General features: G+C 67.8%; 21 protein-coding genes. 14 read left to right on the top strand and 7 right to left on the bottom strand.

Translation table 11 applies throughout. The features are described from left to right. The first annotated feature begins 210 nt into the window (after positions 1-210). On the top strand, positions 211-474 hold the full coding sequence (locus HPT29_RS18920; protein WP_051455320.1) for a hypothetical protein: 264 nt from the start codon (positions 211-213) through the stop codon (positions 472-474). Positions 475-898: 424 nt separating this feature from the next. Here the strand turns inward: HPT29_RS18920 and HPT29_RS18925 are convergent, their stop codons facing one another. Next, positions 899-2,233, bottom strand: a complete 1,335-nt coding sequence (locus HPT29_RS18925; protein WP_173946142.1) for a dihydroorotase — start codon at positions 2,231-2,233, stop codon at positions 899-901. A 72-nt stretch (positions 2,234-2,305) separates the two neighbouring features. Between HPT29_RS18925 and ygfZ the strand changes: the two genes are divergently transcribed. From ygfZ to dxs, 10 genes are all read left to right on the top strand, one after another. Further along, positions 2,306-3,184: a CAF17-like 4Fe-4S cluster assembly/insertion protein YgfZ gene (gene ygfZ, locus HPT29_RS18930; RefSeq protein ID WP_173946143.1), complete on the top strand. Its 879-nt coding sequence runs from the start codon at positions 2,306-2,308 to the stop codon at positions 3,182-3,184. A 106-nt stretch (positions 3,185-3,290) separates the two neighbouring features. Next, entirely contained in the window at positions 3,291-5,234 is a 1,944-nt protein-coding gene (locus tag HPT29_RS18935; RefSeq protein ID WP_259060172.1) for a hybrid sensor histidine kinase/response regulator, read from the top strand. 97 nt (positions 5,235-5,331) lie between these two features. Further along, complete coding sequence (locus tag HPT29_RS18940; RefSeq protein ID WP_173946719.1) at positions 5,332-5,979, top strand: FMN-binding negative transcriptional regulator; 648 nt, start codon at positions 5,332-5,334, stop codon at positions 5,977-5,979. Then, positions 5,972-6,442 carry an aminoglycoside 6'-N-acetyltransferase gene (gene aac(6'), locus HPT29_RS18945; protein WP_259060173.1) on the top strand — a complete coding sequence of 157 codons (471 nt, stop codon included), beginning with the start codon at positions 5,972-5,974 and terminating at the stop codon, positions 6,440-6,442. Before HPT29_RS18940 ends, aac(6') begins: the two co-directional genes overlap by 8 nt. A gap of 129 nt (positions 6,443-6,571) precedes the next feature. After that, positions 6,572-7,180, top strand: coding sequence for a DNA-3-methyladenine glycosylase I (locus HPT29_RS18950; RefSeq protein ID WP_173946721.1), 609 nt, complete (start codon positions 6,572-6,574; stop codon positions 7,178-7,180). Next, positions 7,180-7,773 (top strand): YfbR-like 5'-deoxynucleotidase, encoded by a 594-nt coding sequence (locus HPT29_RS18955; protein WP_173946722.1) that lies wholly within the window; start codon positions 7,180-7,182, stop codon positions 7,771-7,773. The genes HPT29_RS18950 and HPT29_RS18955 overlap by 1 nt, the downstream gene beginning before the upstream one ends. 236 nt (positions 7,774-8,009) lie before the next feature. Next, entirely contained in the window at positions 8,010-8,528 is a 519-nt protein-coding gene (locus HPT29_RS18960) for a tyrosine phosphatase family protein (RefSeq protein ID WP_173946723.1), read from the top strand. Between the two features lie 167 nt (positions 8,529-8,695). After that, on the top strand, positions 8,696-11,386 hold the full coding sequence (locus HPT29_RS18965; RefSeq protein ID WP_259060760.1) for a DUF2339 domain-containing protein: 2,691 nt from the start codon (positions 8,696-8,698) through the stop codon (positions 11,384-11,386). Positions 11,387-11,421: 35 nt separating this feature from the next. Continuing rightward, the gene (locus tag HPT29_RS18970) at positions 11,422-11,670 is read left to right on the top strand and encodes an exodeoxyribonuclease VII small subunit (RefSeq protein ID WP_009764792.1); all 249 of its coding nucleotides are present in this window, start codon (positions 11,422-11,424) and stop codon (positions 11,668-11,670) included. Positions 11,671-11,772: 102 nt separating this feature from the next. Further along, positions 11,773-13,680: a 1-deoxy-D-xylulose-5-phosphate synthase gene (dxs, locus tag HPT29_RS18975; RefSeq protein ID WP_173946725.1), complete on the top strand. Its 1,908-nt coding sequence runs from the start codon at positions 11,773-11,775 to the stop codon at positions 13,678-13,680. A 212-nt stretch (positions 13,681-13,892) separates the two neighbouring features. On the opposite strand, the gene HPT29_RS18980 is transcribed toward dxs, so the two are convergent. Beyond that, positions 13,893-14,606 carry a superoxide dismutase gene (locus HPT29_RS18980; protein ID WP_247654597.1) on the bottom strand — a complete coding sequence of 238 codons (714 nt, stop codon included), beginning with the start codon at positions 14,604-14,606 and terminating at the stop codon, positions 13,893-13,895. Between the two features lie 105 nt (positions 14,607-14,711). On the opposite strand from HPT29_RS18980, the gene HPT29_RS18985 reads away from it, so the two are divergent. Beyond that, positions 14,712-15,440 (top strand): TlyA family RNA methyltransferase, encoded by a 729-nt coding sequence (locus tag HPT29_RS18985; RefSeq protein WP_173946726.1) that lies wholly within the window; start codon positions 14,712-14,714, stop codon positions 15,438-15,440. Further along, the gene (locus tag HPT29_RS18990; protein WP_173946727.1) at positions 15,433-16,683 is read left to right on the top strand and encodes a class I SAM-dependent RNA methyltransferase; all 1,251 of its coding nucleotides are present in this window, start codon (positions 15,433-15,435) and stop codon (positions 16,681-16,683) included. The genes HPT29_RS18985 and HPT29_RS18990 overlap by 8 nt, the downstream gene beginning before the upstream one ends. A 262-nt stretch (positions 16,684-16,945) precedes the next feature. Here the strand turns inward: HPT29_RS18990 and HPT29_RS18995 are convergent, their stop codons facing one another. The 4 genes from HPT29_RS18995 to HPT29_RS19010 all read right to left on the bottom strand — a co-directional run bounded on the left by HPT29_RS18995 (position 16,946) and on the right by HPT29_RS19010 (position 21,584). Next, positions 16,946-17,695 carry an SOS response-associated peptidase gene (locus tag HPT29_RS18995; RefSeq protein WP_173946728.1) on the bottom strand — a complete coding sequence of 250 codons (750 nt, stop codon included), beginning with the start codon at positions 17,693-17,695 and terminating at the stop codon, positions 16,946-16,948. 9 nt (positions 17,696-17,704) lie between these two features. Continuing rightward, the gene (locus HPT29_RS19000) at positions 17,705-18,700 is read right to left on the bottom strand and encodes a magnesium transporter CorA family protein (protein WP_173946729.1); all 996 of its coding nucleotides are present in this window, start codon (positions 18,698-18,700) and stop codon (positions 17,705-17,707) included. Between the two features lie 249 nt (positions 18,701-18,949). After that, positions 18,950-19,801, bottom strand: a complete 852-nt coding sequence (locus HPT29_RS19005) for an SDR family oxidoreductase (protein WP_173946730.1) — start codon at positions 19,799-19,801, stop codon at positions 18,950-18,952. Positions 19,802-19,805: 4 nt separating this feature from the next. Then, positions 19,806-21,584 (bottom strand): acyl-CoA dehydrogenase family protein, encoded by a 1,779-nt coding sequence (locus tag HPT29_RS19010; protein ID WP_173946731.1) that lies wholly within the window; start codon positions 21,582-21,584, stop codon positions 19,806-19,808. A gap of 138 nt (positions 21,585-21,722) precedes the next feature. Here HPT29_RS19010 and HPT29_RS19015 point away from each other — a divergent pair, with 138 nt between their 5' ends. Beyond that, positions 21,723-22,694, top strand: a complete 972-nt coding sequence (locus HPT29_RS19015) for an L-threonylcarbamoyladenylate synthase (protein ID WP_173946732.1) — start codon at positions 21,723-21,725, stop codon at positions 22,692-22,694. Positions 22,695-22,768: 74 nt separating this feature from the next. Here HPT29_RS19015 and wrbA read toward each other — a convergent pair whose 3' ends face one another. Beyond that, positions 22,769-23,371 (bottom strand): NAD(P)H:quinone oxidoreductase, encoded by a 603-nt coding sequence (gene wrbA, locus HPT29_RS19020; protein ID WP_173946733.1) that lies wholly within the window; start codon positions 23,369-23,371, stop codon positions 22,769-22,771. Positions 23,372-23,496 lie beyond the last annotated feature (125 nt).

Consider the following 23,496-nt stretch of genomic DNA (forward strand, 5'->3'; position numbering starts at 1 on the left):
CGGTCGGGATCACCGGGACGAGCCCGGTGATGACAACGAAGGATCCAGAGGATGCGGCACGGGTGTTGCAGGGATGCCTCTTATCCACATTTTTCGGAAATGTCCCCCTCGCGTTAACCTCCTTGCAAGGTGATGCTGGCGGCGGGCCGGCGCGACGTCTAGAAACGACTCAACCGAACTCGCGCGCCGCCCCTCGAAGGGGCCTGGATCATGAACGACAACGACGTCCCTCTCACCGAGCTGCCCGAACTCAGCGCCCTCAAGCAGGCGGCCCTGAGCTATGTGACCGAGGCCTTCGCCGAGGCCGAGCTCGACGGGCTCGACGGCGACTGCATGGCGCAGGCCGCCCTCTTCGCGGCCTTTACCGAACTCGTCGCCACCTATGGCGAAGATGCCGTTGCGGAATATGCATCGACGCTCGTCGACAAGATCCGCAGTGGCGCATTCTCCATGGTGGGTGCGCTGAAGCATTGAGGGCGCGGCCCCTCAAGAATCCCACCCGAGAGACATCGGCTCATCGAACGCCGTGCTGCTGATCCCATCCTGCGGAAGGAGATCCGGCGTGGTTCAGTCTGAGTGAAACCTTTCCCGTCATGGCCGGGCGTGTCCCGGTGATGCTACGCAGAGCGTGTAGCGCACATCGGACGATCACCCTGCACGTCATCACCGGCCTTGCGCCGGTGTTCCCGCTACTGTGAAGCGCCGCGCTCTCCTGGCCGGGATGGCCGGGACTGATCCCCTGATCAAGTCCGGAGACGGCCATGCTGTGCGGAGGGGGCCAGGACGTGGAGGGTGTCAGGAAGAACAGCGGGTTGGCGGGAAGTCAAAAAGCTCACTCCGATCTGGTTCGGATCCGGCAGCCGACGGCTTGAACGGCAAGAGTGTCATCCCCGACGCATCACGAACCCATCGTCTCCTCGAACCGCACCACCTCGCCCTGCGAGGGCGTCTCGAGCGAGCCGTCCCACATCACCACATTGCCGCGCACGACCGTGCCGACGGGCCAGCCCGTCACCTTCTTGCCGTCATAGGGCGTCCAGCCGCACTTGGAGGCGATCCAGGCGTTGGTGATCGTCTCGATGCGCTTGAGATCGACGATCGTGAAATCGGCATCGTAGCCCACCGCGATGCGGCCCTTGTTGGCGATGCCGAAGAGGCGCTTGGGTCCGGCGCTGGTGAGATCGACGAAGCGCTCGAGCGTGAGCCTGCTGGCATTCACGTGGTCGAGCATGATCGGCACGAGGGTCTGCACGCCGGTCATGCCGGACGGCGTGTTGGGATAGCTCTTGTCCTTCTCCTCGCGCGTATGCGGCGCGTGGTCGGAGCCGAGAACGTCCGCGACGCCCTCGTCGAGGCCCTGCCAGAGCGCCGCGCGATGCAAGTCGTCGCGCACGGGAGGGTTCATCTGGATGTAGGTGCCGAGGCGCTCGTAATCCTCCGGCCCGACGAGCGTCAGGTGATGGGGCGTGACCTCCGCGGTCACAAGGTCCTTGTGGTCCTTGAGAAGCGCCATCTCCTCGGCCGTCGTGATATGCAGCACGTGGATGCGCGCGCCCGTCTCGCGCGAGATGCGCACGAGGCGCCGCGTGCAGGCGAGCGCCACCTCGGCCGAGCGCCAGACCGGATGCGAGCGCGGGTCGCCCTCCACGCGAAGCCCCTTGCGCTCGCGCAGCATCGCCTCGTCCTCGGAATGGAACGCGGCGCGGCGGCGGGTGCGCCGCAGGATGCTGGCGATGCCCTCGTCGTCCTCGACGAGAAGCGACCCGGTGGACGAGCCCATGAACACCTTGATGCCGGCGGCGCCCGGCAGGCGCTCGAGTTCCGGCACGTCGGCGGCGTTCTCGTGCGTGCCGCCGACCCAGAAGGCGAAGTCGCAATGCATGCGGTGATGGCCGCGCCGCACCTTGTCGGCGAGCGCCTCCGGGGTCGTGGTCTGCGGATCCGTGTTGGGCATCTCGAACACCGCCGTGACGCCGCCCATGACGGCCGCGCGGGAGCCGGATTCGAGATCCTCCTTGTGGTCGAGGCCGGGCTCGCGGAAATGCACCTGGCTGTCGATCACGCCGGGCAGGATGTGCAGGCCCCTGCATTCGATCTCCCTGGCCGCGGAGGCCTGCGACAGGTCGCCGATGGCGGCGATCCGCCCGTCGCGCACGCCGATGTCGCGCTCCACGCGTCCGTCGTGGTTCACGACGATGCCGCCTTTGAGGATCAGGTCGAAGGTCTGGGGCATGGCAATCTCATCCCTTGAGGCCGCTGCGGAACGGGCATATGTCACGCCTGGAAGAGCAAGGAGAGCGGGCACATGCCGTCAGTCCATCTGGCCGACCGGGGCGTGGTAAGGGTTTCGGGCGAGGACGCCAAGAGTTTTCTCGACAACCTCATCACGTGCGATCTGGACCGTGTGTCGGCGCACATGGCCCGCCTCGGCGCCCTGCTGACGCCCCAGGGCAAGATCCTGTTCGATTTTCTCGTGTTCCAGGCCCCGCAGGAGATCGGTGGCGCCTATTACCTCGACGTGCTGAAGGTCCACGCCCCGGATCTCGCCAAGCGGCTCGGGTTCTACAAGCTGCGGGCGAAGGTGGCGATCGAGGACCTGTCCGATTCGCTGGCCGTCGTGGCGGGCTGGGACGCTCCGAAGCCGGACGAGGAGGCGGGCCTCGTGGTCGACGACCCGCGCCTGCCGGGTCTCGGCTGGCGCGCCATCGTGGCGGCCCAGGATGCGGCGGAGTTCGGCCGGGATGCGGCGGAGGCCTATCACGCGCACCGCATCGCGCTCGGCGTCCCCGAGGGCGGCCGCGACTTCCTGTTCGGCGATGCCTTCCCGCACGAGGCCCTGATGGACCAGCTCCAGGGGGTGGATTTCGACAAGGGCTGCTATGTGGGCCAGGAGGTCGTCTCGCGCATGCAGCACCGGGGCACGGCCCGGACCAGGATCGTGCCGGCCCTCTACGAAGGCGGCTTCGCGGCGGATGTGGGCGTCGAGGTCACGGCCGGGGAGAAAGCCCTCGGCCGAACCGGGACCGGCGCCGAGGGCCGCGGCCTTCTGATGATCCGCCTCGACCGGGCGGCCGACGCGCTGCAAGCGGGCGAAACCATCCGGGCCGGCGGCATCCCGGTGCAGCTCGAGAAACCGGCCTGGATCCGCTTTCCCTTCCCGGGCGAAGCCGGCCCTGCGCCTTAAGTTCTAGCCGGTTTCGAGGAACCACCGGGACCCATCGGGGTTATAGACCACTGGGCCTGATCATGCGCCAAAGAAACGCGGACGGTCCTGTCGGGGAATTTTCTGGATGAATGCAGTGCCTGGTCATAGGACGTCGTCGGAGGGTCGCTTTCAACTCCTCGTCGACGCCGTCACGGATTACGCCATCTACATGCTCGACCCGACCGGTGTCGTGATCAGCTGGAATCCAGGCGCCCAGCGTTTCAAAGGCTATGTGGAAAGCGAGATCATCGGCGAGCATTTCTCGCGCTTCTACACGGACGAGGACAGGGCGACCGAGCTGCCGCGCCGCGCTTTGGAAACCGCCGCCCGCGAGGGCAAGTTCGAGGCGGAAGGCTGGCGGGTGCGCAAGGACGGCACCCGGTTCTGGGCGCATGTGGTCATCGACCCAATCCGCAGCCCGCACGGGGAGCTGATCGGCTACGCCAAGATCACCCGCGACCTCACCGAGAGAAAGCTGGCCCAGGAGGCCCTGAAGGAGAGCGAGGAGCGCTTCCGCCTGCTGGTCCAGGGCGTGACCGACTATGCCATCTACATGCTCGACCCCCAGGGCCGCGTGACGAACTGGAATCCAGGCGCCCAGCGCATCAAGGGCTATGCGGAGAGCGAGATCGTCGGCGAGCATTTCTCGCGCTTCTACACGGACGAGGACCGGGCGACCGAGCTGCCGCGCCGCGCTTTGGAAACCGCCGCCCGCGAGGGCAAGTTCGAGGCGGAAGGCTGGCGGGTGCGCCGGGACGGCACACGGTTCTGGGCCAACGTCGTCATCGATCCAATCCGGAACGACCGGGGCGAGCTGATCGGCTATGCCAAGATCACCCGCGACATCACGGAACGCCGAGCGACGCAGGAGGCGCTCGAAGCGACGCAGCTGGCCCTTTTCCAGGCCCAGAAGATGGAGGCTGTCGGCCAGCTCACGGGCGGCGTCGCGCATGACTTCAACAACCTTCTGACGATCATCGTCAACAACCTCGATCTCCTGACGCGCAACGCGCGCGATCCGCGCGACGTCAAGCTGATCGAGAGTGCGCAGCGCGCGGCCGAACGCGGCGCCAAGCTCACCCAGCAATTGCTCGCCTTCTCCCGCCGCCAGCCCTTGCAGCCCGATGCGCACAATCCGAACACGCTCATCGAGGGCTTCGAGTCGGTTCTGCGGCGAGCCTGCGGCGAGATGATCCGGCTGCAGCTCTCGCTGCCTCAGCGGACCCGATGGGTCTCGGTCGACGCGCCTCAATTCGAGTCCGCGCTGCTCAACCTCATCGTCAACGCGCGCGACGCGATGCCGAAGGGCGGCTCCATCAAGATCATGACGGGAAACGCCACCCTCGGCGAGCAGGAAGCGGCAGCGTCGAACCTGCCGCCGGGCCAGTACGTCTCGATCGCCGTGCAGGACACCGGAACAGGCATGACGCCGGACATCGTCGAGCGCGTGTTCGAGCCCTTCTTCACCACCAAGGAGATCGGCAAGGGCACGGGCCTGGGACTGAGCCAGGTCTATGGCTTCGTGACCCAGTCGGGCGGCGCGATCAAGATCGACAGCACCCCCGGCCAGGGCACCAAGGTCATCATGCTTCTGCCGGCCCAGGAGAGCGGCGACGAGGCGTCAGGGGAGGACGACGAGACGGAGCGTCCGGCCCGGGACAGCGCCGGGACCGTGCTGATCGTCGAGGACGAGCCCGCCGTCCTGGAGGTCGCGAGCGACATCTTCGACAGCCTCGGCTACGACGTGGTGACGGCGACCGACGCCAACGAGGCGCTCAAGGTTCTCGAGGATGACCCGTCCATCGACGTCCTGTTCAGCGACGTGATCATGCCCAACGGGATGAACGGGGTCGAGCTGTCGCGACGGGCCCGCGAGATGCGGCCCGATCTCAAGATCCTGCTCGCTTCGGGGTATCCCATGTCGGCCCTGCCCTCCGACGGCCTGGGCGCAGGCGTGTCGTTCATCAGCAAGCCCTACCGCTGGACCGAGCTCGCCGACAAGCTGCGGGCGCTCCGCACGGTCGGCTGACGCCCATCGTCCGGCGTGATGGAGAGCATCGGGATTTTTGATTGGTCCTGTCCGGCCTGAATCGCTAACATTCCCGGCCTGCTCCATCGGGAATGCCATGTACCAGCCGCCGCATTTCCGCGAGGACGATCTCGCGGTTCAACACGCTCTCATCAAGGCCCATCCGTTCGGCCTTCTGGTGACGTTCGGCAGCGAGGGGCTCGAAGCCAATCCCATTCCCTTCGTGCTGGACGCCTCGGCCTCTGCGCGCGGAACCCTCAAGGCTCATCTGTCCCGCGCCAATCCCCAGTGGCGGACCTTCGACCCCGACCAGGAGGCCCTCGTGGTCTTTCAGGGCCCCGAGACCTACATCACGCCGTCCTGGTATGCGGCCAAGCGCGAGCACGGCAAGGTGGTGCCGACCTGGAACTACGCCATCGTGCAGGCCCGCGGCCGGCTCATCATCAGGGACGATCCGGACTGGCTGCGGCGGCAGATCGGCGCCATGACCGACCTGCAGGAAGGGCCGCGGCCGGAGCCCTGGAGCGTCGGCGATGCGCCCGCCCCCTTCGTGGCCGCCCAGCTCAAGGGCATCGTCGGCATCGAGATCGAGATCACCCGGATCGAGGGCAAGTGGAAGGTGAGCCAGAACCGCTCCGAGGCCGACCGGATCGGCGTGTCGGCGGGCCTGCGCCTGTCCGCGGACGATGCCTCGCGCCGGATGGCGGAGCTGGTCGACGCGCGGGGAGCCCGGCCGCGTGAATGACGGCACCGGCCCGAGGATCGAGCCCTGCGCCCTCCACTCCCTGGAGGAATGGGCCGTCCTGCGCCATGCCCTCTGGCCGGAAGCTCCGGTGCAGGACCATCTCTCCGACGCGCAGGCCATGCTCTGGGAGCAGAAGAAGGCCGCCGCCTTTCTCGTCCGCCTGCCCGACGGCACGGCGGCCGGCTTTGCCGAGGCCGCCCTGCGCCATGACTACGTGAACGGCTGCAGCACCTCGCCCGTGGCGTTCCTCGAAGGCATCTACGTGGAACCGGAACACCGCCACCGGGGGCTCGCCCGCCTGCTCTGCCGCGCCGTTGAGGCTTGGGCGCGGCGGCACGGCTGCCGCGAGTTCGCCTCCGATGCCCTGCTCGCCAACACGGCCTCGCACGGCATGCACGAAGCCCTGGGATTCGAGGAGACGGAGCGGATCGTCTGCTACCGCAAGCCGCTGTCCTCCTCCTGAGGAGTTCTGAAAAGCGGGCCGGGGACGACACCCTCGCCGTCTTTACCGGCACAAGCCCGGCGATGACATGTGGGATGAATTGCCCCTGCCCGTCTTCCCGTTTCCCTGCAGCCCCGCTACACACGTTCCATGACCGACGGACTGATCCTGCATCCCGATCACAAGACCCGCTGCTGGTGGCCCGGAACCGACCCCTTCTACGTCGCCTATCACGACACGGAATGGGGCGTGCCGGAACGCGACGACCGGGCCCTGTTCGAGAAGCTCATTCTCGACGGCTTCCAGGCGGGCCTGTCCTGGATCACGATCCTGCGCAAGCGCGAGAATTTCCGCCGCGCCTTCGCGGGCTTCGATCCGGCGGTGATCGCCCGGTTCGACCAGGCGCAGGTCGAGGCGCTGATGCTCGAGACCGGCATCGTGCGCAACCGCGCCAAGATCGAGGCGACGATCGCCGGCGCCCGCGCCTGGCTGGTGATCCAGGAGCGCGGCGGCTTCTCGCGCTTCCTGTGGGATTTCGTCGACGGGCGGCCGGTCCAGACCAATGCGAAGACCCGCCGCGATGTGCCGACGGAGACCGAGGTCTCGCGCAAGATCTCGAAGGCTCTGAAGAAGGAGGGCTTCAACTTCGTCGGCCCCACCATCGTCTACGCCTTCATGCAGGCGGTCGGCATGACGAACGACCATCTCACCGGCTGCTATCGCCACGCGGAATGCGCGGACCTCGCCGGGACACTCTGATGGGCAAGGAACCCCGCGTCTGGCAGCGGATGCTCTCCGGCCGCCGCCTCAACCTGCTCGACCCCTCGCCCCTCGACGTCGAGCTCGACGACATCGCCCACGGGCTTGCCCGCGTGGCCCGCTGGAACGGGCAGACGGTGGGCGGGCACATCTTCTCCGTCGCGCAGCACAGCCTGCTCGTCGAGGCCATCGCCAGCCACACGAACCCGGACATGTCGCGCGAGTGGCGCCTCGCGGTGCTGCTCCACGACGCGCCGGAATACGTGATCGGCGATATCATCTCGCCCTTCAAGGCGGTGATCGGCGACGCCTACAAGACCATCGAGGCCGGGCTGCTCGGGGCGATCCATCTGCATTTCGGCCTGCCCGCCCAACCGGCCGCGGCGCTCAAGCGCTTCATCAAGCAGGCCGACCGCCAGGCGGCCTTCCTGGAGGCGACGCATCTCGCGGGCTTTTCCCGCGAGGAGGCGCTCAAGCTCTTCGGCCGGCCCGAGCCCCTGCCCCGGTCCGTGCTCGCCCTGCTGGAGCCCTGGCCGGTGGCGGACGCGGAGGACCGTTACAGCGAGAAGGTGACGATGGCGCTGGCGGGGTGAAGCCGTAGCTTCCGCATTCTTCAACGCTCGTACTCGCGTCATCACCGGCCTTGTGCCGGTGATCCCGATTGCTTGAAGCACCGTACCGTTCCGTATCGGGATGGCCGGGACAAGCCCGGCCATGACGGTGAGGGTATCCACCCCGGCGGCCGCCGAACGGGAATGACATCGGTGTTAAGTTCATGGCCGTGATCCGAATCGTGTAAGGCTGCCCGCCACCTCCGAGAACCCACCCCATGCCGACCCTGCACGTCTGCCCCCTTTCCCGCCTGACCGAGACCGTGACGGCGACCCGCGCGAGCCATGTGGTGAGCCTCATGGGGGCCGGCGCCGCCGTGGAGCGTCCCGCCGGCATCGCGGCCGAGCGCCATCTCTTCATCGGGGTCAGCGATATCGTGGAGCCCCTGGAGGGCTATGTCCTGCCGGCCGCCGAGCATATCGAGCGGATTCTCGGCTTCGTGCAGGCCTGGGGCCGGGAGAGCCCTCTGGTCTTTCATTGCTGGGCCGGAATCAGCCGCTCCACCGCGGCCGCCTATATCGCGGCCTGCGCGCTGGCGCCCGAGCGGGACGAAGCCGGGATCGCGCTCGAGTTGCGCGGGGCCTCCCCCAGCGCGACGCCGAACCCGCGCTTTGTCGCCCTGGCCGATGATCTCCTCGGGCGTCGGGGCCGCATGGTCGAGGCGATCCGGTCCATCGGCCGAGGCGCCGAGGCTATGGAGGGCACACCCTTCATGTTACAGCTTAGCTGCCGATAGCCGATTCCACCTGGGTCGGTCGCCGTGCTCGCGCATCGCGTGGAAAAGTGGATCCGGTTTTCGCTGACGAGGCCCTTCGGGTCCACCCTGAACGATGCGCCGGCCAAGAAAGGGAGCATCCGATCCGATGCTCTGACCGATGACTCGGAGGCTGCCCCTTGGACGACATGGTCCTGCTCGCTCTGCTGGTTCTGAGCATTCCCGCCTGCGCCATCGCCGGGCTGGTCCTCGGCCTCTCGGCCCGCAGGAAGCTTATCATTCTCCAAGAGCACATCGCGGCTCTCGAAGGCGAGTTGCGCCTGATCAAGGCACGGGCGGGCGGAGGCGCTCCGTCGGCCGATCACGCTCCGGTTCCGGAACCGACCGTCGAACAGCCCGCGGAGCCGGAGCCTGAACCCGACCCGTCACCGGAACCCGTTCCGACAACCGCCCCGGTCCCGGCGATCCCGGCCGCAGCGCCGCAGCCCGCCGCAAAGACACGGGACTTCGAAGAGAAGCTCGGCGCCCGCTGGGCCGTCTGGGTCGGCGGCGTCGCCCTGGCGTTCGGCGGCATCTTCCTCGTGCGCTATTCCATCGAGCAGAACCTGCTCAGCCCCGGGACGCGGATCGCCCTGGGCGGGCTTTTCGCGCTTCTCCTGATCGGCGCGGGCGAATGGCTGCGCCGCCGGGAGCAGGATCTCAGGCTGCCGGGCCTTCCGTCCGCCAACGTTCCGGCCATTCTGACGGCGGCCGGCACCTGCACGGCCTTCGCGTCGGCCTATGCGGCCTATGCCCTCTACGGTCTGATCGGACCGGGCGCGACCTTCGTGACCCTCGGCATCGTGGCGGTGCTGACCATGATCGCCGCGACCCTGCATGGTCCGATCCTCGCGGCCCTCGGGCTCCTCGGCGCAATGGGCAGCCCTCTTCTCGTGTCCTCCGACAGGCCCCAGCCCTGGGCGCTCGTGATCTACCTCGCCTTCGTGGTGCTGCCGGCCTACGGGGTCGCGCGCCTGCGCGTCTGGCGCTGGCTGGCGCTCGCCGCCCCCATCGGGGTGCTCGCCTGGACGTTCCTCATCTTTATCCTGGACGGGACGGATGCCCTGCCGGCCATGGTGCATCTCGTGATCCAGACCGGCCTCGCGGCCGCCTTCCTGGCGGTCGTCCCCTATCGGCACGTTCCCGACCAGGAGGCCCGCATCGACCGGCCCGCGAGCGGCATCCTCCTGGCCTTCGCCCTGGCCGGCATCGCCATATCGGGATCCGTCATCGTCGGCGACGGCCGCCCGGTCTTCGTCGCCGCGCTCGGGCTCGTCCTCCTGGCGACCGGCATCCGCGTCCCGGCCGCCGCGCCGGCGGCCGCCTGGGCGGCCCTGACCGCCGCGGGCGCCCTCCTGGTCTGGCCGATCGCAGCCGAGGTCGGCGGGACGCCGGAAAGCCTCTTCTATCAGGAGGGCGACGCCTTCGCGGTTCGGCCCCACGCGGTCGAGGCCTTTCTCGGGCTCGCCCTTCTGGCTCCGGCGGCCGTCGCGGGAGCCTCGCTGGTCCGGCTCGCACGATCGCCCGGTCTTCGCCTCGCCACGGCCGCCTGGTACGCGGGAGCGGCGACCGCCGGCCCGCTCCTGGCGCTCATCGCCGCCTATTGGCGTGTGACCGACTTCGAGCCGAGCCTGTCCTTCGCCCTGGTCGCCGGCGGCCTGGCGCTTGCCTTCGTGCTGGCATCGCAATGGCTCATCCGCCGCAACCCCGGGGACGCGCCTGCCCTGCGCCTCGGCCTCGGCGCCACGGCCTCGGCGGCGCTCGCGGGTCTGGCGCTCGGCCTGACCTTCGCGCTCGACAAGGGCATGCTCACGGTGGCCTTCGCCCTGACGGCCCTCGGCACGGCCTGGATCGCCGACAGGATCGCCATTCCGGCCCTGCGCTACGCGGTGGGGGCCATCGGGGTGATCATCCTGGGACGGCTGATCTGGGACCCGACCATCGTCGGGGGCGACCCCGGCCCGGTCCTGATCAACTGGCTCCTCTGGGGCTACGGTGTTCCGGCCCTGGCCTTCCTGGCGGCGAGCCGCCTGCTCCAGCGAACGGGCCGCGACTGGACCGTGCGGCTCACGGAGAGCCTCGGGATCGCGTTCGCGGCCTTCCTGGTCTTCTTCGAGATCCGCCACGCGCTCCGGGCCGGAGATCCCCTGGCCGCGACCACCGACCTTCTGGAGATCGGCCTCGTTGCGACAGAAAGCTTCGTCTTCGCACTCGTCCTCACGCGCCTCGACGTCCGGCACGCCGACCCGGTCTATCGCTGGGGTTCGCTGATCTTCCGGGTCCTGTCCCTGGTTCTCTGCGCGGGCGGGCTCCTTCTCGTGGCCAATCCCCTTCTGACCGAGGAGGAGATCCCGGGAGGGCCGATCTTCAACGCGCTCATCCCGGCCTATCTCCTGCCGGCCATCCTGGCCGCCGGTCTGGCCCTCGTGGAGCGGCGCGCCCGGCCGCCCCTCTACAGCCTCTCCTCGGCGGTCCTGAGCCTCGTCCTGTTCTCGACCTATGTCGGACTGGCGATCCGGCGGATCGCCGCCGGTCCCCAGCTCGCCCTTTGGCAGGGCTTCACGCAGGGCGAGCAATGGAGCTACTCGCTGGCGCTCCTCGTCATCGGCATCCTCCTGCTCGGCCTGGGCCTCGCCTTCAACAGCCGTCCCGCGCGGCTCGTCTCGGCCATCTACCTGGTGCTGGCAGTGCTGAAGGTCTTCATCATCGACCTGTCCAACCTGGAGGGAGTCATGCGGGCCCTGTCATTTATTGGCCTGGGGCTTGTTCTCATCGGGATCGGTCTCGTCTATCAGAGACTCCTCGCGCGCCGACCAAGCGATGCCGCAATTCCATCGTGAGATCGGGCCAGGACAGAGATTTGACGGATATCCGCATGACCGACACCGCCTCCATCAAGACCCTCCCCTTCGAGAAGGCCCTGGCCGAGCTGGAGGACATCGTCCGCCGTCTCGAGCGCGGCGACGTGCCCCTCGAGGACTCGATCGCCATCTACGAGCGCGGCGAGGCCCTGAAGAAGCATTGCGAGCAGCTCCTCAAGAAGGCCGAGGCCCGCATCGAGAAGATCACCATCGGGCCCGACGGCGCCGCCTCTGGCACGGCTCCGCTGGACGTGGCGGAATAATCGGGCCGAGCAGGAAGGTTGGGGCCTCGCGTTTGACCCGGGTGCTTCCCGAACCTATCTCCTGGTGACGGCCACCCGGCTTCAAGCTTGGCGAGAACAACGTTGTCCACACCTCTCCTCGACACCATCAAGACCCCGGACGATCTGCGTCGACTGCACGAAAACCAGCTCCGGCAGGTGGCGGACGAGCTGCGGACGGAGACGATCAGCGCCGTGTCCGTCACGGGCGGACATCTGGGCGCGGGCCTGGGCGTGGTCGAGCTGACCGTGGCGCTGCACTACGTGTTCGACACGCCCCGAGACCGGGTGATCTGGGACGTGGGCCATCAGGCCTACCCGCACAAGATCCTCACGGGCCGCCGCGACCGGATCCGCACCCTGCGCCAGGCGGAGGGATTGTCGGGCTTCACCAAGCGCCAGGAGAGCGAGTACGACCCCTTCGGGGCCGCCCATTCCTCCACGTCGATCTCGGCCGGCCTCGGCATGGCGGTGGCGCGGGACCTGGAGGGCAAGACAAACAACGTGATCGCCGTGATCGGCGACGGCGCCATGTCGGCCGGCATGGCCTACGAGGCCATGAACAACGCCGGCGCCATGCATTCGCGCCTCATCGTCATTCTCAACGACAACGACATGTCGATCGCCCCGCCCACCGGCGCCATGTCGTCCTATCTCGCCCGCCTGGTCTCCGGCGGCACGTATCGCGGGATCCGCGAGACGGCCAAGCAGCTGGCCAAGAAGCTGCCGAAATTCATCTACGAGAAGGCCCAGCGCGCCGAGGAATTCGCCCGCGGCTTCTGGACCGGCGGCACCATGTTCGAGGAGCTCGGCTTCTACTATGTCGGGCCGATCGACGGCCACAACCTCGACCACCTGCTGCCGATCCTCAAGAACGTGCGCGACACCGAGACCGGGCCGATCCTGGTCCACGTGGTGACCAAGAAGGGCAAGGGCTACGCGCCCGCGGAAGCCGCCGCCGACAAGTATCACGGGGTGGTCACCTTCGACGTGGTGACCGGCGCGCAGACCAAGGCCAAGGCGAACGCTCCGTCCTACACCAAGGTGTTCGGCGAGAGCCTGATCCGGGAAGCGAGGGCCGACGACAAGATCGTGGCCGTCACGGCCGCCATGCCGTCGGGCACCGGGATCGACCTGTTCGGCAAGGAATTCCCGGCCCGCACCTTCGACGTGGGCATCGCCGAGCAGCATGCGGTCACGTTCGCGGCCGGCATGGCGACCGAGGGCTACAAGCCGTTCTGCGCCATCTATTCCACCTTCCTGCAGCGCGCCTACGACCAGGTCGTACACGACGTGGCGATCCAGAACCTGCCCGTGCGCTTCGCCCTGGACCGGGCGGGCCTCGTCGGCGCCGACGGCCCGACCCATGCGGGCTCCTTCGACGTCGCCTATCTCGGCTGCCTGCCCAACATGGTGGTGATGGCGGCCGCCGACGAGGCGGAGCTCGTCCACATGGTGGCGACCGCGGCCGCCCATGATTCCGGCCCGATCGCGTTCCGCTACCCCCGCGGCGAGGGCGTGGGCGTCGACATGCCGGAAAAGGGAATCCCGCTCGCGATCGGCAAGGGCCGGATCGTCAAGGAAGGCAGCCGGATCGCGCTCCTGTCGCTCGGCACCCGCCTGTCCGAGGCCCTGAAGGCTGCCGAGGAGCTGGAGGCGCGCGGCCTCTCCACCACCGTGGCGGATGCCCGCTTCGCCAAGCCGCTCGACGAGGAGATGATCCTGCGGCTCGCCCGCGACCACGAGGTTCTCGTCACCATCGAGGAGGGCTCCATCGGAGGCTTCGGCTCCTACGTGCTGCAGCTCCTCGCCGACCGAGGCGCCCTCGACCGAGGCAGCCTCAAGGTGCGCGCCATGGTCCTGCCCGACATCTACCAGGACCAGGACAAGCCCGAGCGCATGTACGCCAAGGCCGGGCTCGATTCCGCCGGGATCGTCACCAAGGTGTTCGAGGCCCTGGGCCGGGAAGAAACCCGCAAGGCAAGCGCTTAGGATTTTTCCCACGTCATGGCCGTGCTTGCCCCGGCCATCCTCCGCCCGTCCTGACACCCTCTGCGTCATGGCCGGGCTTGTCCCGGCCATCCCGATACGGATAAGCGCCGCGCCACAAAGGATCGGGATCACCGGGACAAGCCCGGTGATGACCTAGAGGGTGGTGTTGGCTGCCGGTGATGACGTGGCGGGAACCAGCGAGTCCTTCGATATCAAACCGTCAGCGTTCCCGACTTCGCCGCAGCATAACGCTGGCCGATCCTGTTCCAGTCGAGCACGTTCCACCAGGCCTTGAGGTAGTCCGGCCGGCGGTTCTGGTATTTCAGGTAATAGGCGTGCTCCCAGACGTCGTTGCCCATGAGGACCCGTTGCCCGTCCATCAGGGGCGTGTCCTGGTTCGGCCTGGTGGTCAGGGCGAGCTTGCCGTCGCGGGCAACCGTGACGAAGACCCAGCCGGAGCCGAACTGCCGCTCCCCGGCGGTGTTGAAATCGGCCTGGAATTTCTGGAACCCGCCGAGGTCGCGGTCGATGGCGGCCTTGAGCTCACCCGAGGGCTCGCCGCCCGACCCGCCCATGATCTGCCAGAACATCGTGTGGTTGGCATGCCCGCCGCCGTTGTTGCGCACGGCCGTGCGGATCGATTCCGGGACCTTGCTCAGGTTCGCCAGCATGTCCTGGAGCGGCATTTTGGCCGCCTCGGCGTTCTGGGCGAGCGCCGTGTTGAGATTGTTGACGTAGGCCGCGTGGTGCCTGTCATGGTGGATCTCCATGGTCTGGGCGTCGATATGCGGCTCGTTCTTGGAGGGCGCGTAGGGTAACGGATCGAGCTTGAACGGTCCGGAGGGGGCTTGCGCCCAGGCGCGCGGAATGGCAGCGCTGGCGGCCAGCAGGGTTGCACCTGTCAGAAGATGTCGGCGGCTGAGCATGGGACCTCCGTTGGCCTTTGAAGAATTGTGACCGTAAGAGGTTCTAGGGCCGAGCCTGGTTTCTGCCCATAAAAGGATCGTGATCCAGATGAACGCGAGGCTCCGATGACCCGCAGGCGCGCCGATGTGGTGCTGGTGGAGCGCGGCTTCTTCATGAGCCGCGCCCGGGCCCAGGAGGCCATCGCGGCCGGGCTCGTGACCGTGAACGGCGCCGTCATCCGCCGGGCGTCCGACGCGGTCCCCGAGGAGGCGGTCATCACCGCCGAGCAGCCGCACCCTTACGTGTCCCGCGGCGGCGTCAAGCTCGCGGCGGCGCTCGACGCCTTCCTGATCGACCCGAGGGACAAGATCTGCCTCGACGTCGGCGCCTCCACGGGGGGCTTCACGGAGGTGCTGCTGACGCGCGGCGCGGCCCATGTCTACGCGGTCGATGTGGGGCATGGCCAGCTGCATCCCACCATCGTGGGCAATTCCAGGGTGACGAATTTCGAGGGCACGGATGCCCGTTCGCTGACCCGCGCACTCATTCCGCAGGCGGCCGATCTCCTGGTCTCGGACGTGAGCTTCATCTCGCTCAAACTCGTTCTGCCGCCGGCGGTCGCCCTGCTGAAGCCCCGGGCGGAGCTTGCCGTCCTCGTGAAGCCGCAATTCGAGGCCGGCCGCGATCACGTGAAGAAGGGCATCGTGCGCGACGAGGCGGTGCACCGCGCCGTGTGCGAGGACCTCTCGTCCTTCGTGACGTCCCTCGGCTTCGATGTGATCGGACTCGTCCCCTCGCCCATCGAGGGCGGGGACGGCAATCGTGAATTCTTGTTGGGAGCCCGCATTGGCTGAACAGGTTACCATCAGGCGCCTCGGCGCCAAGGCCGACGGCATCGCGGAGACGTCCTCTGGGTCCGTCTTCGTGCCGAAGGTGCTGCCGGGCGAGACCGTCACCATCGAGCGCGAGGGATCGCATGCGCGCCTCGTCTCCGTCGATGATCCGTCGCCGGAGCGCGAGGCGCCGTTCTGTCCGTATTTCGACCAATGCGGCGGCTGCGCGACGCAGCACATGAGGCACGGCTTCTATCAGGCCTGGAAGCAGGAGACCCTCGTCCATACCCTACGCCAAGCACGCATCGACGCGCCGGTCGAGCCGCTCATCGACGCCCATGGCGAGGGACGCCGGCGTGTCACCCTGCATGTGCGCTTTCCCGACCGCGCCATGCATGTGGGCTTCATGGCCCCGCGCAGTCACCAGATCGTGGAGATCGCGTTCTGCCCGATCTCGGAACCCGTCCTGAAGGATCGTGCGCCCGAGATCGCCAGGGCCATCGGCCAGCATCTGAAGGGACCGCGCAAGCCGCTCGACGTTCAGATCACCGCGACGCAGACCGGCTTCGACGTGGACGTGCGCGGCTTCGGTCCCCTCAAGGATCCGGAGCGCCTGCGCCTCATCGATCTCGCGGCGAGCCTCGACCTCTCGCGCCTGTCGATCCATGGCGACGTGATCGTGGAGCGCCGCCCTCCCGCCATCGCGATGGGCCGCGCCGCCGTCGTGCCGCCCGCGGGCTCCTTCCTGCAGGCCACGCGGCTCGGCGAGGAGACGCTGGCCGGATTGGTCACCGAGGCCTGCGCGCGCGCCAAGCGCGTGGCCGACCTCTTTGCCGGCGCAGGGCCGTTCTCGCTACGGCTCGCTGAAAGGGCCGACGTCCACGCGGTGGAATTCGACAAGGGCGCCATGACGGCCCTCGACAAGGCCGCCCGGGCGACGCCCGGTCTGCGCCGCGTCACGACCGAGGCGCGCGATCTCTTCCGCCGGCCCCTGCTGACGCCTGAGCTCAACGCCTTCGACGCCGTGGTGCTCGATCCGCCGCGCGCGGGCGCGGAAGCGCAGGCCAAACAGCTCGCCCTGTCGAAGGTCCCGCTCGTGGTGAGCGTCTCCTGCGACGCCGCCACCTTCGCGCGCGATGCCGCGATTCTGATGGGCACGGGCTACCGCCTCGAGCGGGTGGTTCCGGTCGACCAGTTCAAGCATTCGCCGCATCTGGAAGTGGTCGGAATCCTGAGGCGCGACGTGGCGAAGAAACGGCGGTGAGTCCGTTGCTCGCTCTCAGCCTTCTGTCATCACCGGCCTCGTGCCGGTGATCCCGATCCTGTGAGGCTCCGCGCTTGTCCGATCGAGATGGCCGGGACAAGCCCGGCCATGACGTGAGAGGGTGTCAGAGCCGAACTGGATACTCACCCTCCACGTCGTCACCGGCCTCGTGCTGGTGATCCCGATGTGAGAGGCGCCGCGCCTTTCGGATCGGGATGGCCGGGACAGGCCCGGCCATGACAGCCGGTGGATGGAAAGACCGTTAGAACAAGCTGCCCTGCTCGTCCTCGTCGCTGGAGAGCGGCTTCTTCGCCTTTGGCTTCCTCTCCGGGACCGGTGCCGGTTCGGGCCGCGTCAGCGGCTCCATCAGGCCGGGATCGTCGTTCTCGACCTTGTTCACGCGGCTGGAGACCGGCATCAGGTCGAGCCAGTCGTCCGGACAGGGGCGTACGAGGCCCATCACGTCGGCGCGCTCGTCGCGCACGTCGAGCCAGGCGGCGATGTCCTGATCCGACAGGATCACCGGCATGCGGTCGTGCACGGCCGACAGGGTGCCGTTGGCATCCGTCGTCACGATCGCGGCGGTGTCGATCTCGGCTCCGTCCGGGCTCGTGTAGGTCTCCCACAGGCCTGCCAGCGGCATGGGCCTGCGGCTGCGCGGGCGGATCATGAACGGGGTCTTCTCACGCCCGTCCCGCCGCCATTCATAAAAGGCATCCGCGAGGAAGATGCAGCGCCGGCGCTTCAACGCCGCCTTGAAGGTCGGCTTCGTCTGCAGCGTCTCGCCGCGCGCGTTGATGACGAGCGGGAAATCCTTGGGATCCTTCACCCGGGACGGCAGGAAGCCCCAGCGCACCAGCATGAAATGCCGCTCGCCCCGGTCCTCCAGCACGATCGGCACGGGCTGGGTGGGAGCCACGTTGTAGCGCGGAGGAAAGTTCGGCTGCTCGGAATAGCCGAAGAAATCCCGATAGGTCTCGGGAGGGAGCGTGATCGCGTAGCGCCCGCACATGGCACTCTCCTAAAGCCACCGCTTCCAGCGGAAGAACAGATAGGGCAGCACGGCGGCGAGCACCATCAGGCCGATCGCCCAGGGATAGCCGAACTCCCAGTCGAGTTCCGGCATGATCTTGAAGTTCATGCCGTAGAGCGACGAGACCAGGGTGGGTGGCAGGAAGATCACCGACATGACCGAGAAGATCTTGATGATGTCGTTCTGCTCCATGGTGACGAAGCCGAGCGTCGCATCGAGCAGGAACTGCACCTTGCTGGAGAGAAAGGTCGCGTGCTCCTCGATGGACTGCACGTCGCGAAGCGCAGTGCGCCATTCCGACTGGTAGCCCGCCGTCTTCTGCGGCCGCGGCATGCTGGCTGACAGGAACAGCAGCATGCGCTCCACCGACACCATGCTCTCGCGCACGTTCGAGATGATGTCGCCCTTGCGGCCGATGGACCGCAGGGCGAAGCGATAGGAGGCGGCGCGACGGGTGCCCTGCTTCTCGTTCTCGAAGATCGCCTGCGAGAGGCGGTCGATGCGCGATCCTACCGTCCCCAGGATCTCGGCCGCGCGGTCGATGATGGTTTCGAGCAGGCCGTCGAGCACCGCTTCGGGCTGGTGCCGGCATCCGCCGGGCTTCACGGCGCGCGCCATGAACATGCTGAAGGAGCGCGGCTCTCCGTAGCGCACGGTGACCAGCGCCTTCTCGGTCAGGATGAACGACACGTCGATCAGCTTCGGGTTGTCGGTGTCCGAGCTGCACAGGACGCGCGCCGTCATGTAGCGGGCGTTGTTCTCGTGATAGAGGATCTCGGACGGCTCGATGTCGGCCATTTCCTCCTTGGTCGGGATCTCGATGCTGAGATGGGCCTCGACAAGCCTGTCCTCCTCCTTGGACGGATCGATCAGGTCGATCCACAGGGCGTCGGGAGGGATGGGATCGCCGGGCGGAAGAACCTCGCGGTCGAGGGACTCGCCCATCGGGCCCTTCATCTGCGCCGGCCTGTGAATCACGATCATACGCGTACTTGCCCTTCTGGAACTTGCCTTTGTGGCATCCCAGTCATGTCAGCTCGACGCAGGCTTTGTACTCTCACGCGAACCCCCTGTCATTCCTGGTCGCCCACGATCCATCCACCACGTCATCACCGGCCTTGTGCCGGTGATCCCGATCCGTAAGGCGCGGCGCTTCACACCATCGGGATGGCCGGGACAAGCCCGGCCATGACGTCGAGGGTGGCACTCCTGGGCGGAGTGAAGCGGATTTCCCTAACCCAACGATGACAGGGGCGGCGTGTCGTCGGGCACGAAGAAGTCCGGCGCGAGCGGCTGGCTCGGATCGACTCGGTACTTCTCGAAATCGGTCACGCCCTCGCCTGACAGGAACACGTCGTCGATGAGGAAATGGCCCGAGAAGCTCTTCGCGGGTTTCTGGAAGACCGCATGGGCGGCATCCGCGAGAATCTCCGGGGTGCGGCTCGCCTGAACGAGCGCGTCGCCGCCGAGAAGGTTCTTGACCGCGCTCGTCGCGATGGTCGTGCGCGGCCAGAGCGCGTTCACGGCGATTCCCCTGCCCCGCAGCTCGCCCGCCAGTCCCAGCACGCAAAGGCTCATGCCGTATTTGGCGATGCTGTAGGCGAGATGCGGCGCGAACCACTTCTCGCTCATGTCGAGGGGCGGCGACAGCATCAGGATATGGGGATTCTCGGCTTTTTCCAGATGCGGAATGGCGTATTTCGACACCATGTAGGTGCCGCGCGTGTTGATCTGGTGCATCAGATCGAAGCGCTTCATGTCGGTCTGCGGCGTCGGCGTGAGGCTGATGGCGCTGGCGTTGTTGACCACGATGTCGAGGCCGCCGAAGGTCGCGACCGTGGTGTCGATGGCGCCCTTCACGGCGTCCTCGTCGCGCACGTCGACCACGAGCGGCAGCGCCCTGCCGCCCGCCGCCTCGATCTCCTCGGCGGCCGTGTAGATGGTGCCGGGAAGCTTCGGGTGCGGCTCGGCGGTCTTGGCCGCGATGACCACGTTCGCCCCGTCCCGGGCGGCGCGAAGGCCGATGGCAAGACCGATGCCCCGCGAGGCGCCGGTGATGAAGAGGGTCTTTCCTTGCAGGCTCATGATCTCAGCTCGCCAGCGCCAGGGTTGCATCCTGCAGGAAGCCCGCCCCGCCCATGACCGTGTCCTCCAGTCCTTTCGCCCCGACGGCGATGTTCTCGGCGAAGAAGCGGCAGAGCGCGATGCGGCCCGCATGGGCCGGATCCCCGTCGCCCGCCGCCGCCTGCGCCTGGGCGGCGAGCGCCAATTCGGCCAGGCCCGCGCCGCCCTGGGCCAGCGCGAAGAGGCGCAGGTAAGGGGTCGCGCCGGCCAGCGCCTCGCCCTGGGCGTTGGAGGAGACGGCCTTCAGGAGATAGCCCGTGGCCCGGTCGAGGCTCTCGACGGCGTCGCGCAGGCGCGGCGCGGTCGCCCCGAAGGCGGGCGTCGACTCCTTCGAAAGCCGCGCCACGGTGGCCCGCATGGAGGCGATCTGCGCCCGCACGGTCTCGCCGCCGGACAGCGGCAGCTTGCGCGTGACGAGATCGATGGCCTGGATGCCGTTGGTGCCCTCGTAGATCGGCGCGATGCGCGCGTCGCGGAAGTGCTGGGCCGCCCCCGTCTCCTCGATGAAGCCCATGCCGCCATGGACCTGGACGCCGAGCGACGCCACCTCGGCGCCGATATCGGTCGAGAAGGCCTTGGCCACCGGGGTGAGCAGGGAGGCGCGCTCGTTGGCCTTCTTCCGCCGTGCGGGATCCTGTTCGAGATGGGCGCGGTCGATCGCCTCCGCGGTCATGTAGCAGATGGCCCGCGCGGCGGCGGTCAGCGCCTTCATGGTCAGCAGGTTGCGCTGCACGTCCGGGTGCACGGCGATCGGGCTCATGCTCTCAGCGGCCCCGATTGCCCGTCCCTGCCTGCGCTCGTTGGCATAGGACAGGGCCTGCTGATAGGCGCGCTCGGCGATCGCCACACCCTGCAGGCCGACCGCCAGGCGGGCGTTGTTCATCATCGTGAACATGCAGGCCAGGCCGCGATTCTCCTCGCCGACGAGCCACCCGACGGCGCCGCCATGGTCGCCGAAGATCATCGTGCAGGTGGGCGAGGCATGGATGCCGAGCTTGTGCTCGATGGAATGGCAGCGCACGTCGTTGCGCGTGCCGTCGGGCAGAAATTTCGGCACCAGGAAGAGCGAGATGCCGCGCGTCCCGGCCGGCGCGTCGGGCAGCCGCGCGAGAACGAGGTGGACGATGTTGTCGGTGAGGTCGTGCTCGCCGTAGGTGATGAAGATCTTCTGGCCCGTGATGCGATAGCTGCCGTCGCCCGCGGGCTCCGCGCGGGAGCGCAGGGCCGCGAGGTCCGATCCCGCCTGCGGCTCGGTCAGGTTCATGGTCGCGGTCCACTCCCCGGAGACCAGTTTCTCGAGATAGCGGCTCTTCAGGTCGTCGGTGGCATGGGACGCGAGCGCCTCGATGGCCCCCATGGTGAGCACAGGCCCGATGCCGAAGGCCATGGAGGCGGCGTTCCACATCTCGACGCAGGCCGAGTTGAGCAGAGTCGGCAGACCCTGCCCGCCATATTCCACCGGACCTGGTAGCGCATTCCATCCGGCTTCCGTCCAGGCCCGGTAGGCCTGCCTCCAGCCCGGCGCGGTGGTCACCTGGCCGTCCTTGAAAGTCGCGCCGACCCGGTCGCCCTCGCGGTTGAGCGGCGCGATCACATCGTTGGCGAAGCGGCCCGCCTCGTCCAGGATGGTCTCGGCCAGATCGGCCGAGAGATCGCCGTAGAGGCCGTCGGCCACGGCTCGGTCGAGGCCCGCCACGTGCCGCATGATGAAGACGATGTCCGGGACAGGCGCGCGGTAGGTCATCAACGTTTCCTCTCGATACGTGGGCTTTTCATGTTGACGCGAGTTCTCGCGCCATTAAACCCGCCCGGCAAGGGCAAATCCCGCAAGGCACAGGCCTTCCGGACGAAGGATAGTTTAGACGTGAACGATCACGGGTCAATGCGCCAAACGATGCGTCTGACCGCCGATGCGGCGGGTCTCGCCGAGGCCGCCGCCCTCCTGCGCGGCGGAGGTCTCGTGGCCTTTCCGACCGAGACGGTTTACGGCCTGGGTGCCGATGCAACGCACGCGGAGGCGGTCGCGGGCATCTACACGGCCAAGGAGCGGCCGAGCTTCAATCCCCTGATCTCCCATCTGGCCAGCTTCGAAGCCGCCAGAAGCCAGGGGATGTTCGACGCCACGGCGACGCGCCTCGCGGAGGCCTTCTGGCCCGGTCCCCTGACCCTGGTGGTGCCCGTGGCGCCGACCTGCACCGTCTCGGATCTCGCTCGCGCCGGTCTCGACAGCGTCGGCCTGCGCGTTCCGGCTCATCCGCTCGCCCATGCTCTTCTGGAACGGACGGGACGGCCGGTCGCCGCGCCCTCGGCGAACCGCTCGGGCCGCGTGAGCCCGACCGATGCCGACCATGTCCTGGGGGATCTCGACGGACGCATCGATGCGGTGCTCGACGGGGGAGCGTCGCGGGTCGGCGTCGAATCGACCATCGTGTCGTGCCTGGGAGGCGTGCCGCGCCTGCTCCGGCCGGGTGGCGTGCCGCGAGAGGCCATTGAGGCGCTGATCGGCAGACGGCTCGAAGGCGCGCCGGAGGCAGGCTCCAGCCCGCTCGCGCCCGGCATGCTGGCATCCCACTACGCGCCGCGGGCGCAGGTGCGGCTGAACGCGGAAAGCCTTCTGCCGGGCGAGGCCGCGCTGCTGTTCGGCCCTGACGCGCCGCGGGGCATCGAGGCGGCCCCATCGGCGCTGAACCTCAGCAAAAGCGGCGACCTCGTGGAGGCCGCCGCTCATCTGTTTTCCCATCTCCGGCAACTCGACGCGTCGGGTGCCGGGACGATCGCGGTCAGTCCCGTTCCGGAGACCGGCCTGGGCGAGGCCATCAACGACCGCCTGAGGCGCGCCGCTGCGGAGCGGTGAGGCGTTCGGAAAGACCCATCGAACCGTGACCCGTCATCACCGGCACGAGGCCGGTGATGACGTGGGAGGGTCGGTTACTTCGCGGCGAGCTTCGCGGCGATCTGAGCCACGTGGCGGCCCTGGAAGCGGGCGCCGTCGAGGTCGATCTCGCTCGGCTGGCGCGAGCCGTCGCCGGCCGCGATCGTGGAGGCGCCGTAGGGCGAGCCGCCGCGGATCTGGTCGACGCCCATCTGGCCCTGGAACGAATAGGGCAGTCCGACCACCACCATGCCGTGGTGCAGGAGCACCGGCAGCGTGGTGAGGATGGTGGCCTCCTGGCCGCCGTGCTGGGTCGCCGTGGAGGTGAAGACCGAGCCGACTTTGCCGATCAGCTTGCCCTGGGCCCACAGGCCGCCGGTCTGATCGAGGAAGTTCTTCATCTGCGCCGTCATGGTGCCGTAGCGGGTCGGCGTGCCGATGATGATGGCATCGTAGTCCGGCAGTTCCTCGACGGTCGCGATGGGAGCCTTCTGATCGGTCTTGTAATGAGCAGCCTGAGCCACCTCGGCAGGAACAAGCTCCGGGACGCGCTTCACCACGACCTCGGCGCCGGTCTCGCGGGCGCCTTCGGCGGCCGCATAGGCCATCTGCTCGATGTGACCCCAGGACGAATAATACAGAACCAGAACCTTGGTCATGTGAACTCCGATCGGTTGAAACGAGGCGCAGAGCGGTCGGCGTCCGGTCGCGGATTCCATCGGGCCGGAGTTGCATCGCCTGCTGTTGTTGAACGTCGTGGAGGATAATCTTTCCCAACTGCAAA

The organism is Microvirga terrae, assembly GCF_013307435.2.
Taxonomy (GTDB): domain Bacteria; phylum Pseudomonadota; class Alphaproteobacteria; order Rhizobiales; family Beijerinckiaceae; genus Microvirga; species Microvirga terrae.